The organism is Gallaecimonas pentaromativorans (assembly GCF_003751625.1).
In the GTDB taxonomy this organism is placed as follows: domain Bacteria; phylum Pseudomonadota; class Gammaproteobacteria; order Enterobacterales; family Gallaecimonadaceae; genus Gallaecimonas; species Gallaecimonas pentaromativorans.
This window is the reverse complement of sequence record NZ_RJUL01000008.1, coordinates 75,140-89,829: the sequence shown is the minus strand read 5'-3', so window position 1 is coordinate 89,829 and position 14,690 is coordinate 75,140. Positions and strand designations below refer to the sequence as shown.

General features: G+C 60.8%; 11 protein-coding genes. 6 read left to right on the top strand and 5 right to left on the bottom strand.

Translation table 11 applies throughout. From position 1 onward, the window contains the following. Positions 1–79: 79 nt before the first annotated feature. Positions 80–2,743, bottom strand: coding sequence for an aconitate hydratase AcnA (gene acnA / locus EDC28_RS14990; RefSeq protein ID WP_123422156.1), 2,664 nt, complete (start codon positions 2,741–2,743; stop codon positions 80–82). Between the two features lie 422 nt (positions 2,744–3,165). Here acnA and EDC28_RS14985 point away from each other — a divergent pair, with 422 nt between their 5' ends. Continuing rightward, positions 3,166–3,624, top strand: coding sequence for a superoxide dismutase family protein (locus EDC28_RS14985; RefSeq protein ID WP_050659253.1), 459 nt, complete (start codon positions 3,166–3,168; stop codon positions 3,622–3,624). A 261-nt stretch (positions 3,625–3,885) separates the two neighbouring features. Here the strand turns inward: EDC28_RS14985 and EDC28_RS14980 are convergent, their stop codons facing one another. Genes EDC28_RS14980 through EDC28_RS14970 form a run of 3 tightly spaced genes read right to left on the bottom strand, consistent with a single transcriptional unit; the run spans position 3,886 to position 6,331 of the window. Then, a complete protein-coding gene (locus EDC28_RS14980; protein WP_083445884.1) occupies positions 3,886–3,984 on the bottom strand; it encodes a DUF2474 family protein in 99 nt (32 codons plus the stop codon). Continuing rightward, on the bottom strand, positions 3,984–4,937 hold the full coding sequence (locus EDC28_RS14975; protein ID WP_050659252.1) for a cytochrome d ubiquinol oxidase subunit II: 954 nt from the start codon (positions 4,935–4,937) through the stop codon (positions 3,984–3,986). Before EDC28_RS14975 ends, EDC28_RS14980 begins: the two co-directional genes overlap by 1 nt. Next, positions 4,937–6,331 (bottom strand): cytochrome ubiquinol oxidase subunit I, encoded by a 1,395-nt coding sequence (locus tag EDC28_RS14970; protein ID WP_123422154.1) that lies wholly within the window; start codon positions 6,329–6,331, stop codon positions 4,937–4,939. Before EDC28_RS14970 ends, EDC28_RS14975 begins: the two co-directional genes overlap by 1 nt. Positions 6,332–6,573: 242 nt before the next feature. Here EDC28_RS14970 and EDC28_RS14965 point away from each other — a divergent pair, with 242 nt between their 5' ends. The 5 genes from EDC28_RS14965 (at position 6,574) to EDC28_RS14945 (ending at position 12,813) form a co-directional block, all read left to right on the top strand. Continuing rightward, a complete protein-coding gene (locus EDC28_RS14965) occupies positions 6,574–8,322 on the top strand; it encodes a sensor histidine kinase (RefSeq protein WP_170164142.1) in 1,749 nt (582 codons plus the stop codon). Further along, complete coding sequence (locus EDC28_RS14960; protein WP_123422152.1) at positions 8,319–9,656, top strand: sigma-54-dependent transcriptional regulator; 1,338 nt, start codon at positions 8,319–8,321, stop codon at positions 9,654–9,656. Before EDC28_RS14965 ends, EDC28_RS14960 begins: the two co-directional genes overlap by 4 nt. Before the next feature lie 70 nt (positions 9,657–9,726). Then, positions 9,727–10,173: a MarR family winged helix-turn-helix transcriptional regulator gene (locus tag EDC28_RS14955; RefSeq protein WP_050659248.1), complete on the top strand. Its 447-nt coding sequence runs from the start codon at positions 9,727–9,729 to the stop codon at positions 10,171–10,173. Continuing rightward, positions 10,170–11,261, top strand: a complete 1,092-nt coding sequence (locus EDC28_RS14950) for an HlyD family secretion protein (protein WP_123422151.1) — start codon at positions 10,170–10,172, stop codon at positions 11,259–11,261. Before EDC28_RS14955 ends, EDC28_RS14950 begins: the two co-directional genes overlap by 4 nt. Then, positions 11,248–12,813, top strand: a complete 1,566-nt coding sequence (locus tag EDC28_RS14945; RefSeq protein WP_123422150.1) for a DHA2 family efflux MFS transporter permease subunit — start codon at positions 11,248–11,250, stop codon at positions 12,811–12,813. Before EDC28_RS14950 ends, EDC28_RS14945 begins: the two co-directional genes overlap by 14 nt. Before the next feature lie 55 nt (positions 12,814–12,868). Here the strand turns inward: EDC28_RS14945 and EDC28_RS14940 are convergent, their stop codons facing one another. Then, positions 12,869–14,632, bottom strand: a complete 1,764-nt coding sequence (locus EDC28_RS14940; RefSeq protein ID WP_123422149.1) for a DEAD/DEAH box helicase — start codon at positions 14,630–14,632, stop codon at positions 12,869–12,871. Positions 14,633–14,690 lie beyond the last annotated feature (58 nt).

The following is a 14,690-nucleotide window of genomic DNA, read 5'->3' as shown; positions in this document are numbered from 1 at the left end:
CATGACCAGACTAAAATAACGCTTGTTTATCAATAAAAAAGCCCCGCTAAAAAGCGGGGCCTTTTTTTACTAGCGGCACTTAAGAAGCAATCATGCCACGCAGCACATGGTGCAGGATGCCGCCGCTCTTGAGGTACTCAAGCTCGGTGTTGGTATCCACCCGGGCAATCACTTCCTGCTCTACCTTGTCGCCGTTGGCGCGCTCGATAACGAGCTTCAAGGCAGCGCGGGGCTTGAGGGAGGCCAGGCCCAGCAGGCTGATTTTTTCATCGCCAATGAGCTTTAAGCTCTCTTTGGAAACCCCTTCAGGGAACTGCACCGGCAGCACGCCCATGCCCACCAGGTTGGAGCGGTGAATACGCTCGAAGCTCTGGGCTACCACCGCCTTGATGCCTTGCAAGGTGGTGCCCTTGGCGGCCCAGTCACGGCTGGAGCCGGTGCCGTATTCCTTACCGGCGATCACCACCAGCGGTGTGCCCTCTTGCTGGTAGCGCATGGCGGCATCATAGATGGCCAGTTGCTCGCCGGAGGGAATATGGCGGGTATAACCCCCTTCAACGCCATCGAGCATCTGGTTTTTGATACGGATGTTGGCGAAGGTGCCGCGCATCATCACCTCGTGGTTGCCGCGGCGCGAGCCATAGGAGTTGAAGTCCTTGGGCGCCACGCCGTGCTCTTGCAGGTAACGGCCCGCCGGGCTGTCGGCCTTGATGTTACCGGCCGGGGAGATGTGGTCGGTGGTGATGGAATCGCCAAACAGTGCCAGGATGCGGGCGCTTTCGATATCTTGGAGCGGCTTGACCGGCTCGGTGATGTGGTCGAAGTACGGCGGGTTCTGCACGTAAGTGGAATCATTCGACCAGTTGTAGGTTTTGCCGGGGCTGACCTTGATGGCCTGCCAGTCGGCGTCACCTTCAAACACCTCGGCGTATTCCTTCTGGAACATGCCTTCGTCCACCAGCCGCACCACCTCTTGGATCTCGGCAGAGGTGGGCCAGATGTCCTTGAGGTACACCGGGTTACCGTCCATGTCCTCGCCCAGGGGCTCGGATTGCAGGTCGATGCGGGTGGTACCGGCCAGGGCAAAGGCCACCACCAGCGGCGGTGACGCCAACCAGTTGGCTTTGACCAGCGGGTGCACCCGGCCTTCGAAGTTGCGGTTACCGGACAGCACCGAGCTGACCGTCAGATCCCCTTCTTCCACCGCCTTGCCAATGGCATCAGGCAGCGGGCCGGAGTTACCAATACAAGTGGTGCAGCCATAGCCCACCAGGTTGAAACCCAGTTCGTTGAGGTATTGCTGCAAGTCGGCCTTGGCCAGGTAGTCGGTGACCACCTTGGAGCCGGGAGCCAGGGAGGATTTTACCCAGGGCTTGCGCTTGAGGCCCTTTTCCACCGCCTTTTTGGCCACCAGGCCGGCGGCCATCATTACGCTGGGGTTGGAGGTGTTGGTACAGCTGGTAATGGCGGCAATCACCACGTCGCCGTGGCAAAGCTGGAAGCTCTCGCCGTCAACCGGCACTCGCTGGTCTTTGTCGACACCGGCCAAGTCCAGCACGCCGTCGATGGCGCTACCAAGCTCAGGCAGGGCAACCCGGTCTTGGGGGCGTTTGGGGCCGGCAAGGCTGGGCACGACGTCGTTAAGGTCAAGCTCAAGGGTGTCGGTAAAGAACGGCTCGGGGGCGGCAGAATCGCGCCAGAAGCCGTTCTCTTTGGCGTAGTTTTCCACCAGTTTGATGGTATGCGGGTCGCGGCCGGACAACTCCATATAGCGAAGGGTTTCGCCGTCGATGGGGAAGAAACCGCAGGTGGCGCCGTATTCCGGGGCCATGTTGGCAATGGTGGCGCGGTCGGCCAGGGGCAAGTCGTCGAGGCCCGGGCCGTAGAATTCCACAAACTTACCCACCACGCCTTTTTTACGCAGCATCTGGGTGACGGTCAGCACCAGGTCGGTGGCGGTCATGCCTTCCTTGAGCTTGCCCTTGAGGCGAAAGCCGATGACTTCGGGGATCAGCATGGAGATGGGCTGGCCCAGCATGGCCGCTTCCGCCTCGATGCCGCCCACACCCCAGCCCAACACGCCTAAGCCGTTGATCATGGTGGTGTGGGAGTCGGTGCCCACCAGGGTGTCAGGGTAGGCCATGCCGTCCTGGCTCCACACCGCTTTACCCAGGTACTCGAGGTTCACCTGGTGGCAGATGCCGGTGCCCGGCGGTACCACCCGGAAGTTGTCAAAAGCTTGCTGGCCCCAACGCAGGAACTGGTAACGCTCCTGGTTACGCTCCATCTCGATGGCCACGTTTTCGGCAAAGGCTTGGGGGGTGGCGAAGGCGTCTACCATCACCGAGTGGTCGATAACGAGGTCTACGGCAGAAAGGGGATTGATGCGTTCAGGATTGCCGCCGGCCTTGGCCATGGCATCGCGCATGGCGGCCAGGTCAACCACCGCCGGCACCCCGGTGAAATCCTGCATCAGCACCCGCGCCGGGCGGTACTGGATCTCACGGTCAGACCTTTTGGTCTTGAGCCAGTCGATAAGGGCGTGGATGTCTTCGGTGGTGACGGTATCGCCGTCTTCGAAACGCAGGAGGTTTTCCAGCAACACCCGTAATGAAAACGGCAGTCTTGCTACCTCACCGAGGTCCTTGACTGCCGCCAGGCTGAAATAATCGTAGGACTCGCCGTCCACAACCAGGGATTTGCGGGCCTTAAAGCTGTCCTTTGATGCATTGGCATTACTCACAACATTGCTCCTTGACGCTTTTTTATCCTGTTCATCAATGCTAGCACCCTAACTAATTCAATAAAACAGTCAAACTTAACGGCAGTTAATCGGATAGTCCGAATATCGTTCATTTAGTTAATCGCAGGTACTTTTTTGGAAAATAACCCAGACTGAAAATGTAGGACGTTAATAACAACAGCGTTATCAAAAGGATAGAAAGCAGGAAAAGCGGTATGAAAAGTAACAGCCAGCTGTCGACAGGCTGAATTGAAATGGCAAAATCATATTTCGTTAAGGCTTTTCGCGATTAAGTACCGGGCGCCCCTAGCTGCCTTAACGCCGATATAGGCCACTCCTTTTGCGCGGCGCCAACGGGCCATACAAATGGTTAACCTGTTGAATCAAAAGCTTTTTCACAATCACATCTGAAGGTTCCTGACATGATTTCTTTCTCTTCCAAAAAGTCCCTTTCTGTTCTCGGTGCCGCTCTGCTGCTGGGTAGCCTCTCCGTCAGCGCCCAGGCTGCCACCCTTAGCGCCAAAGTGGGCGCCTACCCTGGCACCAGCCAGACCGTTACCGGCAAGGTAAAAGTGAGTTTCCACGACGGCCGCACCCTGGTGCATTACGACCTCAAAGGCCTGGGCCCTGTGACCAACGGCGGCTTGCATATTCACGTGGGTAAAACCTGTGACGACGCCGAGCAAGTAGGCGGCCACTACTTCTCCCCCACCACCGCCGGTGATTACTGGAAGAGCGGGCTGTGGTCTGCCGACAGCAAGGGTGAAGCCATCGGCTCCTTCACCGTGGTATCGGACCTCGGCTACAAGGACAACAAAGACCACGCCATCGTGGTTCACGGCCCTGACGGCGCCCGTATCGGCTGTGGCATCTTGAAATAAGCGGCGATAACGCCAATGACAACCCGCTTCACGGCGGGTTTTTTGTGGGTAAAAAACAGGCAAAAAAAACGGCGGCTTCGGCTCAAGAAGGACAACATGCCGAAAACCGCCGTAAGACTAAAGTCACGAGGAAGTGGGGTCTCCCCCACTTCGAGCATCATCTGCGGGACGAATTCACACGCAAAGAGTGCTGATGATTAAGCGCCCTGACCCATCTAAAACATCGTGCGTACAGTCTGGATTTTTAGAGCTGTCCAGACATCAGCTGAGCAACCAGCGAAGGCCGTAGGCCACAACCGACAGCGCCACGACGCTGCCAAAGTAAAGGCCGACAAACCAAAACCATTTTTGCTTGAGCATCAGTAACCCTCCTCGAAGTCATGCACTTTGCCGCGAAAGATCCTATAGCCCCAGAAGGTGTAAGCCAGAATGAGCGGCACGAAGATAAGCACTCCGGGCAGCATGAACTTGAGGCTCTGGGCAGGGGCCGCCGCCTCAAACAGATTCAACCGCCCCGGCACCAGTTCTGGGAACAAGCCCACCACCAGGCCGATAAAGCCCATCACAAAGAGCGCCACGGCACAGAAAAAAGGCGCCACTTCCGAATGCTTGAGGCTTTTTAAAAGCGCAAAGGCCAGCACTGCGGTAATAAAGGGAATGGGCCACAGCCAGCCGATGTTCTCCAGCCAGCGGCTGTGTACCGACGGCACCGCCGCAAAATTCCACAGGCTCACCGCCAGCATGGCCAGCACCACCGCCGCCAGCAGCGGCTTGACCAGGGCCTTGGCCTTGCTTTGCAGCTCCCCTGAGGTTTTTACCACTAGGTAGGTGGCGCCCAGCAGGGCATAACCTGCCATCACCGCAAAGGCGGTCAGCACGCTAAAGGGGCTTAGCAGCACTTCGCCGCCGGACTGCACCAGGCTGCCCAGCATCAGGCCCTGGCAGAACGCGGCTACCGAAGAGCCCAGGCCAAAGGCCAAGTCCCACCATTGGCGCGAGCTGTGGGCCTTGAAGCGGTATTCAAAGGCGATGCCCCGGAAAATCAGCGCCACCAGCATCAGGCAGATGGGCAAATACAAGGTGGGCAGCAAGGTGGCGTAGGCCGCCGGGAAGGCGCCCATCAAAATCACGCCGCCAAACACCAGCCAGGTTTCGTTGCCGTCCCAGACGTGGGAGACAGAGCGCATCATCATGTCGCGGTCGTGCTGCTCGTGCAGGGCCGGGTAGAGGATACCCAGGCCCAGATCAAAGCCGTCCAGCACCACGTACATCAGAATGGCAAAACCCAGCAGCAGGAAATAAAAGAGTTCCATCAGAAGCCCTCCTTCTTGAGCTCACGTACCCAGTTCAGGGCATAGCCGGGGGCCTGCATGCCCACCAGTTGGCTTTCGAGCTTGGCCATATCCGGCGGGCCTTTGCGGATAAGCTTGCGGTAGAAGTGCAAGAAGGCCGCCAGCAACACCAGGTAAGTCACCACAAACAGGGCCAGGGTCAGCGCTACCCGCTCGACGGGCAGGTTAGACACCACTTGCTCGGTGCGCACCAGGCCGTATACCAACCAGGGTTGGCGGCCAATTTCCACCACCCACCAGCCGGCGATGGTGGCAATGAGGCCAGCCGGGGTCATGCACACCAACAGGCGCAGCAGCCATTTGTCTTGCCAGAGCTTGCCGCCGCGGCGCCGCCAGTTGGCCCAGAACGCCACCAGTATCATCAGCACACCTAAGCCCACCATCACCCGAAAGCTGAAGAAAACCGGGGTAACGGGAGGGCGGTCTTTGGGCGCAAAGGCTTTGAGGCCGGTTACTTCGCCGTCCAGGCTGTGGGTGAGGATGATGGAGGCGAGATACGGCACTTCCACTTCCAGATGGTTGGTCTCGGCCTTTTCATCGGGAATGGCAAAAAGGCGCAGGCCAGGGCTTTTCTCGACCTTGTCCCAGATGCCTTCCATCGCCGCCAGCTTGGCCGGTTGGTGTTCTTTGACCACCAGGCCGTGCTCGTCGCCGACAAATGCCTGCAAAGGCGCCAGCACCAGGATGAACCATAAGGTCATGGACAAGCCGCGCTTGGCAAACTCGCGGTCGTAACCTTTCAGGAGGTACCAGGCGCTGATGCCCGCCACCAGGAAGCTGGCGGTAAGGAAGGTGGCCAGCAGCATGTGCACCAGGCGCAGCGGGAAGCTGGGGTTGAAGATCACCTTGAACCAGTCCACCGGCACGTACTGGCCGTTCACGAATTCATAGCCCGCCGGGGTTTGCATCCAGGAGTTGGCGGCCAGGATCCAGAACGCCGACAGCAAGGTGCCCAGGGCCACAATCAGGGTTGCAAAAAAGTGCAGCCGCTCGCCGACCCGTTGCCAGCCAAACAGCATTACCCCCAAAAAGCCCGCTTCCAGGAAGAAGGCGGTCAACACCTCGTAGGTCATCAGTGGGCCCAGCACCGGGCCAACCAGATGGGAAAATTCACTGAAGTTGGTACCGAACTCGTAAGACAGCACGATACCGGTCACCACCCCGGAGCCAAAAGTGATGGCAAAGGGTTTGATCCAGAATTTGGCCAATTGCAGGTAGCGGGGGTTGCGGGTTTTCAGCCACAGCCCTTCCCAGGTAGCGATCAGCACCGCCAGACCTATGGTCATGGTGGGGAACAGAATATGAAAGCTCACGGTCCAGGCGAACTGGATCCGCGACAGCAGCGCGGCATCCATGGGTTACCTCCGCAGCCAGCGACTGACCAACCAAGGGGATGCCGCCAGGGCGACGGATGCAACAACGAACAATAGATCGGGAAAAAATTGGCTCATGGTCTACTCCTTGCTAAGGATTGCATGCCAACTTTTCGCAAAGGTCGTGCCAACTACGCCAACCCTTGATTTATATCAATTTCAGGGGCTAAGCTGCCGGCTATTCGTCAACGATGTTGACGATAGTAACGAGGGAACTGTCAACGATGTTTACACCCGAGCTGGTGCTGGTGTTTGAAGTGGCCATGGGTGCCACCCTGCTCAGCGGCCTGGCCACTGCCTTGTGGCTGTGGCGCCAGACCGACCTGCGCCCCCTGGCCGGGTTTGTCACCGTGATGGGGCTGTGGTGCCTTGGCCATTTGCTAAGCCCCTATTCGAGCTTGCTGGCACTGCCGCTGCTGCTGGCCAACCCCTTCATGCCCAATACCTTCCTGCACTTTGCCCTGGGTTACCTCACCACCACCCCGACCCGTAAGCAGCAGCTGCTACGCCTAAGCTACGGCACCAGCACCTTTATCTTTTTGTGCAGCCTGCTGGGGGGCGCCAGCATTCAGCCCTGGCCGCCCTTTAGCGGTTTTATCCACCTGCATCCTCTGGGCTGGCTGAACCTGGGTTGGACGGTGTTTTTGGGGATTTGCGCCCACGGGGTGCTGCTCAAAGCCTGGGGGGAGCAAAAAAGCACGGTGCGCCGCTCCATCCTCGCCATCTTTATGGTGGGGGGCTGGGGCTTGCTGCTGGCGTCGAGCTTTGTGTTTCCGTCCCTGGGTATCGACTACTTCCCTTACTCGATGCTGGCGCTGCCCAGCTACGTGCTGCTGCTGGTGTTCGCGGTGCTGCGTTATCGGATGCTGGAGGTCAACCTCTGGGCCAGCCGCATCCTTATCGCCCTTGGCCTGGCGCTGGTGGCAGGGGTGCTCTCAGCGCTGGCCGCCAGCCTCGGCTTTACCCGCTCGGGCTTGCTGCTGTGGATTTACTCGCTGCTGACCTTAGGGGCCAGCGCCCTGCTCTACCCCATGCTGAGCCGTTGGGTGCGCCAGCTTATTTACCCCGGCGCCCGTCTTGACGAGCAGCTGCTGGGCCGCTGGCGCGACCAACTGGGCACCACCAGCGACTGGCAGGGCCTGATGCAAGGCGCCGAGGCCTTGCTCCAAGAAGACCTTGGCCTTGCCATCAGCGTTAGCCAGCAAAGCGCCACCGGCCCCCATATTTATTGCTACCGCCAGGGCCCCATGTGGCAGGCCGAGGTGATGGGAGGCCAGGAGCTGCTGCCCGCCCAGCATCTGCAAGTAGAAGTGTTTGCCTCCTTGCTGGCCAGCGCCTGCGACAACCTCGAGCGCACCCTGGCCCTTGCCGAAGAAGAAAAACGCCGCCTCGACCAGCAGCATCTGGTGGAGCTGGGGGAACTGTCGGCAGCCATGGCCCACGAACTTCGAAACCCCCTTAACATCATCGCCATGGCCTCGGCCCGCACCGAAGAAAAAACCCGCCGCCATATTCAGGACCAACTGAGCCGGGCCGACCGCCTGATCCAGGATTTGCTCTCCTACGGCGGTAACGTGACCGTCGACAAACAACCGGTGACCTTGCTGGCGCTGGTACAAAGCCTGCCCCAGGCCGCCGGGGTGGAGCTGAAGGTGCCCCAGGCGCTGGTGCTGAGCGCCGACCCTCACCGCCTGACCCAGGTGCTGGTAAACCTCTTGGAAAACGCCCGCGCCTTTGCCCAGCACATCTGCCTTGAGGCCGAGGGCAACCGGGTGTTCATCCACAACGACGGCCCGCCGGTCCCCGCCGAGCTTGCCGACAAACTGTTCCGGCCCTTTGTGTCCAAACGCCCCGGCGGCTCGGGCCTGGGCCTTGCCATAGTGCAGCGCATCATGAAGGCCCACGGCGGCAGCGTCAGGCTGCGCACCGACCTCGGTTGGCCCACCACCTTTGAACTGGAGTTTCCCCTATGACCGGCCGCATCCTGCTGGTGGACGACGAAGTCGCCTTTTGTGAACTGGCCAGCGCCTGGCTCGAAGAAGACGGCTACCAGGTCAAAAGTGCCCACAACCTGGACCAAGCCAGGGAGCAACTGGCAAGCTTCGATGCCGACCTCATCCTGCTGGATTTGGCGCTGCCGCCCCAGATGGACCCCAGCCACACCCTCGAAGCCCTGCCCAGCCTGGGTGACAGGCCCATCATCATCCTCACCGGCCATGCCGAGCGGCAACTGGCCCTTAACGCCATGGCCCGTGGCGCCTGGGACTTTTTATCCAAACCGGTGGACCCAGACATGCTGGCGGTGGTTATTCGCCGGGCGCTCACCAAGCAGAACCTGACCCGCGAACTCGGCCGCCTCAAACAAGCGGGCCAAGGCCCTCTGGATGAGCTGGTGGGCACCGGCCAGGCCATGGGCAACCTCAAGGCCCTTATTCAGCGCATTGCCCCCACCGACGTGCCGGTGCTGGTAACCGGCCCCTCCGGCACCGGCAAGGAGATGGTCAGCCGCGCCCTGCACAAATTGTCGCGCCGGGCCGAGGGGCCTTTTATCTCGGTGCACTGTGGCGCCATTCCGGCCGAGCTTTTGGAGAGCGAGCTGTTCGGTTACAAAAAAGGCGCCTTTACCGGCGCCGACAAGGACAGGCCGGGCCTTTTGGCCATGGCCGACGGCGGCACCCTGTTTTTGGATGAAATTGGCGACATGCCGCTGTCGATGCAGGTGAAATTGCTGCGGGTGCTGCAAGAAGGCACCTTCTACCCGGTGGGCGGACGCGAGCAGCAGAGCATCGACGTGCGGGTGGTGTCGGCCACCAATGCCGACCTGCAGCACCGGGTGGCGGACGGTCGCTTTCGTGAAGATCTCTACTACCGCATCAAAGGGGTCAACCTGCAAACCCCGGCCCTGGACGACAGGCCGGAAGACCTGCCGCTGCTGTGCGAAAGCCTGTTGGCCGGCTGGTGCCGGCGAAGCGGCCGCAGCCTGCGCCTTTCTCCTTCGGCGCGCCAATGGTTTTTGGGGCGCAGTTGGCCCGGTAACGTGCGGGAGCTGAAAAACACCCTCGAATCAGTGGCGGCCATCAGCCAGGGCCAGGTGATTGGGCTGGATGACATCGCCCTGCTCTACCCCACCGACACCAGCGCCGAGCCCCAAGGCGATAGCCTCGAAGAACAGGTGCGGGCCCTTGAAATTCGCCTTATCAGCCAAGCCCTTGGCCAGCAGCAGGGCAACCGCTCCGCCGCCGCCCGCCAGTTGGGGCTGTCGCGCCAGGGATTGCTGAAAAAGCTGGAACGCTACGGTTTGGAATAACGGCGAGGGTAGATCTCAAAAGACTGACAGGAATATAATTGACGTATCATTTATTTAACTCGTCAACGATATGAATGCCAATCATCAGGTGCTGGGCAGCCTTATCGCCCAAGTCAGCCGCCAATGGCGCCAGACCCTCGACAAGAAACTGCAACCTTTCGGCCTGACCCAGGCCACCTGGCTACCCCTGTGGTACATGGCCAGGGCCAGTGAACCGCTGCGCCAAAAAGACTTGGCCAAACTGCTGGCGGTAGACGGCTCGGCGCTGGTGCGCATCCTCGACACCCTGGAGAAGCAGCAGCTTATCACCCGCCAGGAAGGCCAGGACCGCCGGGTAAAAACCCTGCACCTGACCGACCAGGGCCAGGCCATTTCCGAGCAGGTCAACCGGGTCGGTAATGAAGTGCGCCAGCAGGTGCTGGGCCCTATCGATGACAAAGACTTGGACACCACCCTGGCCGTGCTGCAAGGGCTATTGGTCAGCCTGGGTGCCCTGGAACAGGAGCCGAAGTCGTGAGCAGTAGCCCCCGCCGCATTACCCCCAAGACCTGGTTGTTGGTGATTGCCGCCCTGGTGGTGGCCGCCGCTGCAGTGCTGTGGCTAACCAGCCGCGCCGGCAAGGTGCACGAAACCGACGCCCGCATCGAAGGCGAGATGATTAACCTGGCCAGCCGCCTCGATGGCTGGGTGATGGCCCGCCCCGTCACCGAAGGCGATGCCATCCACAAAGGCGAGCTGCTGGCGCAAATTGACGATCGCAACACCAAGCTGGAACTGAGCGACATCACCGCCCAAATTGGCGCCGGTGAGCTGACCGTCAGCCAGTTGCAGGCCCAAAAAGCGCTGACCGACAGCCAAAACAGCGCCGCCCTCGACGAAGCCCGCGCCAACTTGCAGGCGGCCCAGGCGAGCCTCGACACCAGCCAGCATCAGCTGACCCTGGCAAAGAGCACCTTTAAACGCACCGACGAGTTGCTGAAAAAGGGGCTGTCCAACCACCAGCAATGGGACGACCACCACACCCAGCTGCTGCAAGCCGAAGACCAGCACCAACAAGCCCAGGCCAATTTGGGCGCGGCCCAGGCAAAACTCGCCAGGGCTCAGGCAACCCTTGGCCAAACCGCGGTGCTGAATCAGCAAATCCAGGTGCAGCAGCAACAGATCCAGGCCTTAAAGGCCCAGGCCGCCCAGACCCAGCAAAGCATCAACGACTTGAGCCTGCGCTCCCCGGTCGATGGGGTGGTAGACAAGACCTTGATTGAAAAGGGTGACTACGCCCAGGCCGGGCAATGGCTGATGCTGGTGCACGACCCGGCCCAGATTTGGATTGAGGCCAACGTCAAAGAGACCAAGATAGGCCAGGTTAAACTGGGCCAGAGCGTGGATATCAGTGTCGATGCCTACCCCGATGCCCATTTCACCGGTACCGTCACCCGCATCGGCAACAGCGCTACCAACCAGTTTGCGCTGCTGCCAAGCCCCAACCCGTCCGGCAACTTCACCAAGATCACCCAGCGGGTGCCGGTGCGGATCCGCTTTGATCAAACCGACCCTCGCCTCAAGCCCGGCTTGATGGTGGAGGTGGATATCCATGTCGGTTCTTGAAAGCTACGGGGTCCGTTTCGGGCCCTGGTATCGGTGGCTGGCTACCGGCACCGTGATGATGGGTACCATCGCCACCACGGCCACCGCCACCATTGTTAACGTCGCCCTGACCGACATCATGGGCGCCTTCGGCATGGGCAGCGACCAAATCCAGTGGCTGTCCACCGGCTTTCTGGCGGCCATGACCGCCACCATGCTGATGACCGCCTGGGCCCTCGACCACCTCGGTTACCGGGCCACCTTTGCCGGCGCCATGGGGCTTTTTATCTTCGGCTCGATACTGGGGGCTGCCAGCACCGGCAGCGACACCGTTATCCTGGCCAGGGTCATTCAGGGGGCGGCCTCAGGCATAGTGCAGCCCATGGCAATGGTGGTGATGTCGCAGGTGTTCCCCGCCGAGCAGCGCGGCAAGGCCATGGGCATTTACGGGGTCGGTATCGTGCTGGCGCCGGCCCTCGGGCCGACAGTAGGCGGCATTTTGGTGGACCAATACAGCTGGCGCGACGTGTTCCTGGTGGTGGTGCCCTTTTGCCTTATCGGCCTGCTGGCTGCCAATGTGCTCTTTCCCGGCAAGCACCAGGACCACCACAAACCCCATGTGCCCTTTGACCTGTTGGGCTTTTTGCTGCTTTGCAGCGGCCTGACCGCACTGCTGGCTGGCCTTTCCAACGGCCAGCGCCACGGCTGGGATTCTGACTTCATCTTGGGCTGCTTTGCGCTGTCGCTGCTGGCTACCGCGCTTTTTATCTGGTGGGAGCTGCGCTGCCCGCACCCGCTGCTGCATTTGCGGGTCTTTCGGGTCGGGCCTTTTGTGGCGGCCTGCCTGGTGGCCTTTGCCCTTGGCGCCGGCATTTACGGCTCCACCTACATCATTCCGCTTTTCCTGCAAACGGTGCAGGGCTACACCCCCACCCGCTCGGGGCTGCTGATGATGCCGGCGGGGCTGATCCTTGCCCTGGTGTTCCCCATTGCCGGGCAACTGAGCGACAAGGTCCGGCCCCAGTGGCCGGTGATGGCGGGGCTGGCCATCTTCGGGCTGTCTTGCTGGCTGTCACGCAAGGTGGATATCGACACCGCCTTTTGGCAGATGGCGCTGTGGGTGCTGATTGGCCGCATCGGCTTGGGGCTGATGTTACCGGCGCTCAACGCCGGCGGCCTTCGTACCCTGCCCCCGGAGCTGCTGGCCCAAGGGGCCGGCAGCCTCAACTTTATCCGCCAACTGGGCGGCGCCTTTGGGGTAAACCTGCTGTCGGTGCTGGTAGACAGGCGCACCTTTTTACACTCCGACGCCCTGGCCCAGACCCTGACCCCGGCCAACCCCGCCTTTGCCGAAGAAGTGCGGCGCCTGGGGCTGTTCTTCGGCCATTGGGGCAACCCCTTTGGCGAGACCCTGTCGCTGAAGGTAAACCCCGGCATCATGGAATACATGCAGCAGGTGGTGCTGCCCAAGGCGCGGCTGCTGGCCTATCAAGACGGCTTTTTAATCGTCGCCATCGTGTTCTTTCTGGCGGTGATCCCGGCCTGGATGATGGGCCAAAAGTCCAAGGCCTGAGTCACGCCCATAAAAAAAGCCCGCATCATGCGGGCTTTTTTGGCAGCAAGGGGTATTAACCGTTGTTGCTGTCGAGGCGCAGTTTCATCGGCCTGGAGCAGATGAACACGCGCTGGAACTGACGCTCGATGTCCTTGGGCATGCCCTTGGGCAGCATCACCACGCTGTGCTCGTCGTGAATTTTGATCTGGCCGATAAACTTGGAGCTGATCTTGGCCTCGTTGGCGATGGCGCCAACGATGTGGCGCGGGGTGGCGCCGTGGCTGCGACCCACGTCCAGACGGTAGGCTTCCATGTCGGCGTTGCTGCGCTCGGGGCGGTCGCCGTGGTCACGACGAGGACGCTCATCGGCGCCACGGTCGAAGCGACGCTCGCCGCCGCGGTCACCGCGGTCATTACTGCGGGGGCCACGGTCGTTACGGTCGAAACGGCGCTCGCCACGGTCATTGCCACGACGGTCACGGTCGAACTCGCGGCGCGGACGGTCGTCACGGGGGCCACGGTCAGACGGCATCTTCGGATCGTGACCCACAACCAGCGGCTGGAAGCCTTCCAGCAGGGCCAGCAGGCTGGCAGCCAGCTCGGCCGGGCTTTGCTCCAGCTCTTCACCCAGACGCTCAACCAGCGCCAGGCGGGCAGCACGGTCAGCAGCAGCCAGGTTCTCTTTGAGCTTGCCCAGGCGGCGCTCGAAGATGGCGTCGCTGTTAGGCAGTTCCATGGCGTCCACCTTCTGGCGGGTCACCTTTTCGATGCGGCCCAGCAGGAAACGCTCGCGCGGGGTGTACAGCAACACCGCGGTACCGGTGCGGCCAGCGCGGCCAGTACGGCCGATACGGTGTACGTAGGCGTCAGGCTCGCGGGGGATGTCGTAGTTCACCACCAGGCCGATACGTTCTACGTCCAGGCCACGGGCGGCAACGTCGGTTGCAACCACGATGTCCAGGCGGCCATCTTTGAGGGCTTCAACGGCAGCTTCACGCTCTTTCTGGCCCAGGTCGCCGTTCATGGCGGTGGCTTTAAAGCCGTTCTGGTTCAGGTGCTCGGCCAGGGTAACGGTAGCGTCCTTGGTGCGGGCAAAGATGATGGCAGCGTCGAATTCTTCGGCTTCCAGCACGCGGGTCAACACCGCAGGCTTGTGCTCTTCGAACACCATGATGCCTTTTTGGGTGATGCGATCGACGGTCTGGGCCGGAGCTGAGACCTTCACTTCCTGGTAGTCGTTCATGAACTTGGCAACCAGGTTACGTATCATCGGCGGCAAGGTGGCAGAGAACAACGCGGTCTGGCGGTCGTCCGGGGTTTCGCCAAGGATGCGTACGACGTCTTCGATAAAGCCCATGCGCAGCATTTCGTCGGCTTCGTCGAGCACCACCGCCTGGATGGTGTCCAGGGTCAGGGAGCCACGGTCGAGGTGGTCGATCATCCGGCCAGGGGTCGCTACTACCACCTGGGCACCACGGCGCAGATCGTTGCGCTGGGGACCGAAAGGAGAGCCACCGTACAGGGTGACGACTTTCAGGCCGGTCATGTGACGGCCGAAGTCTTCCAGGGCAGCGGCTACCTGCTGGGCCAGCTCACGAGTCGGGGCCAGCACCAGCATCTGGGGTACGCCCTGGCGGGTGTCGATACCCGCCAACAGGGGCAGACCGAAGGCAGCGGTTTTACCGGTACCTGTCTGTGCAATACCCAGGACATCGCGACCTTCCAAAAGCAGCGGGATACAACTGGCCTGAATGGGGGATGGAGTTACGAAACCCAGGTCATCCAAGGCATGCATGATCGGCTGAGGCAAGGAAAGCTCTGTAAAGGTCGCGGTCATAGCGGCTCTCTGTAGCGTAAAAGGTCGCGCATTATACGGGTATTTTTTGCGCAATGCG

Excerpts from the sequence above, each read along its gene's own strand:
- EDC28_RS14985 (WP_050659253.1), top strand. The coding sequence starts at position 3,166 with ATGATTTCTTTCTCTTCCAAAAAGTCCCTTTCTGTTCTCGGTGCCGCT.
- EDC28_RS14980 (WP_083445884.1), bottom strand. The coding sequence starts at position 3,984 with ATGCTCAAGCAAAAATGGTTTTGGTTTGTCGGCCTTTACTTTGGCAGC.
- EDC28_RS14975 (WP_050659252.1), bottom strand. The coding sequence starts at position 4,937 with ATGGAACTCTTTTATTTCCTGCTGCTGGGTTTTGCCATTCTGATGTAC.
- EDC28_RS14970 (WP_123422154.1), bottom strand. The coding sequence starts at position 6,331 with ATGGATGCCGCGCTGCTGTCGCGGATCCAGTTCGCCTGGACCGTGAGC.
- EDC28_RS14965 (WP_170164142.1), top strand. The coding sequence starts at position 6,574 with ATGTTTACACCCGAGCTGGTGCTGGTGTTTGAAGTGGCCATGGGTGCC.
- EDC28_RS14960 (WP_123422152.1), top strand. The coding sequence starts at position 8,319 with ATGACCGGCCGCATCCTGCTGGTGGACGACGAAGTCGCCTTTTGTGAA.
- EDC28_RS14955 (WP_050659248.1), top strand. The coding sequence starts at position 9,727 with ATGAATGCCAATCATCAGGTGCTGGGCAGCCTTATCGCCCAAGTCAGC.
- EDC28_RS14945 (WP_123422150.1), top strand. The coding sequence starts at position 11,248 with ATGTCGGTTCTTGAAAGCTACGGGGTCCGTTTCGGGCCCTGGTATCGG.
- EDC28_RS14940 (WP_123422149.1), bottom strand. The coding sequence starts at position 14,632 with ATGACCGCGACCTTTACAGAGCTTTCCTTGCCTCAGCCGATCATGCAT.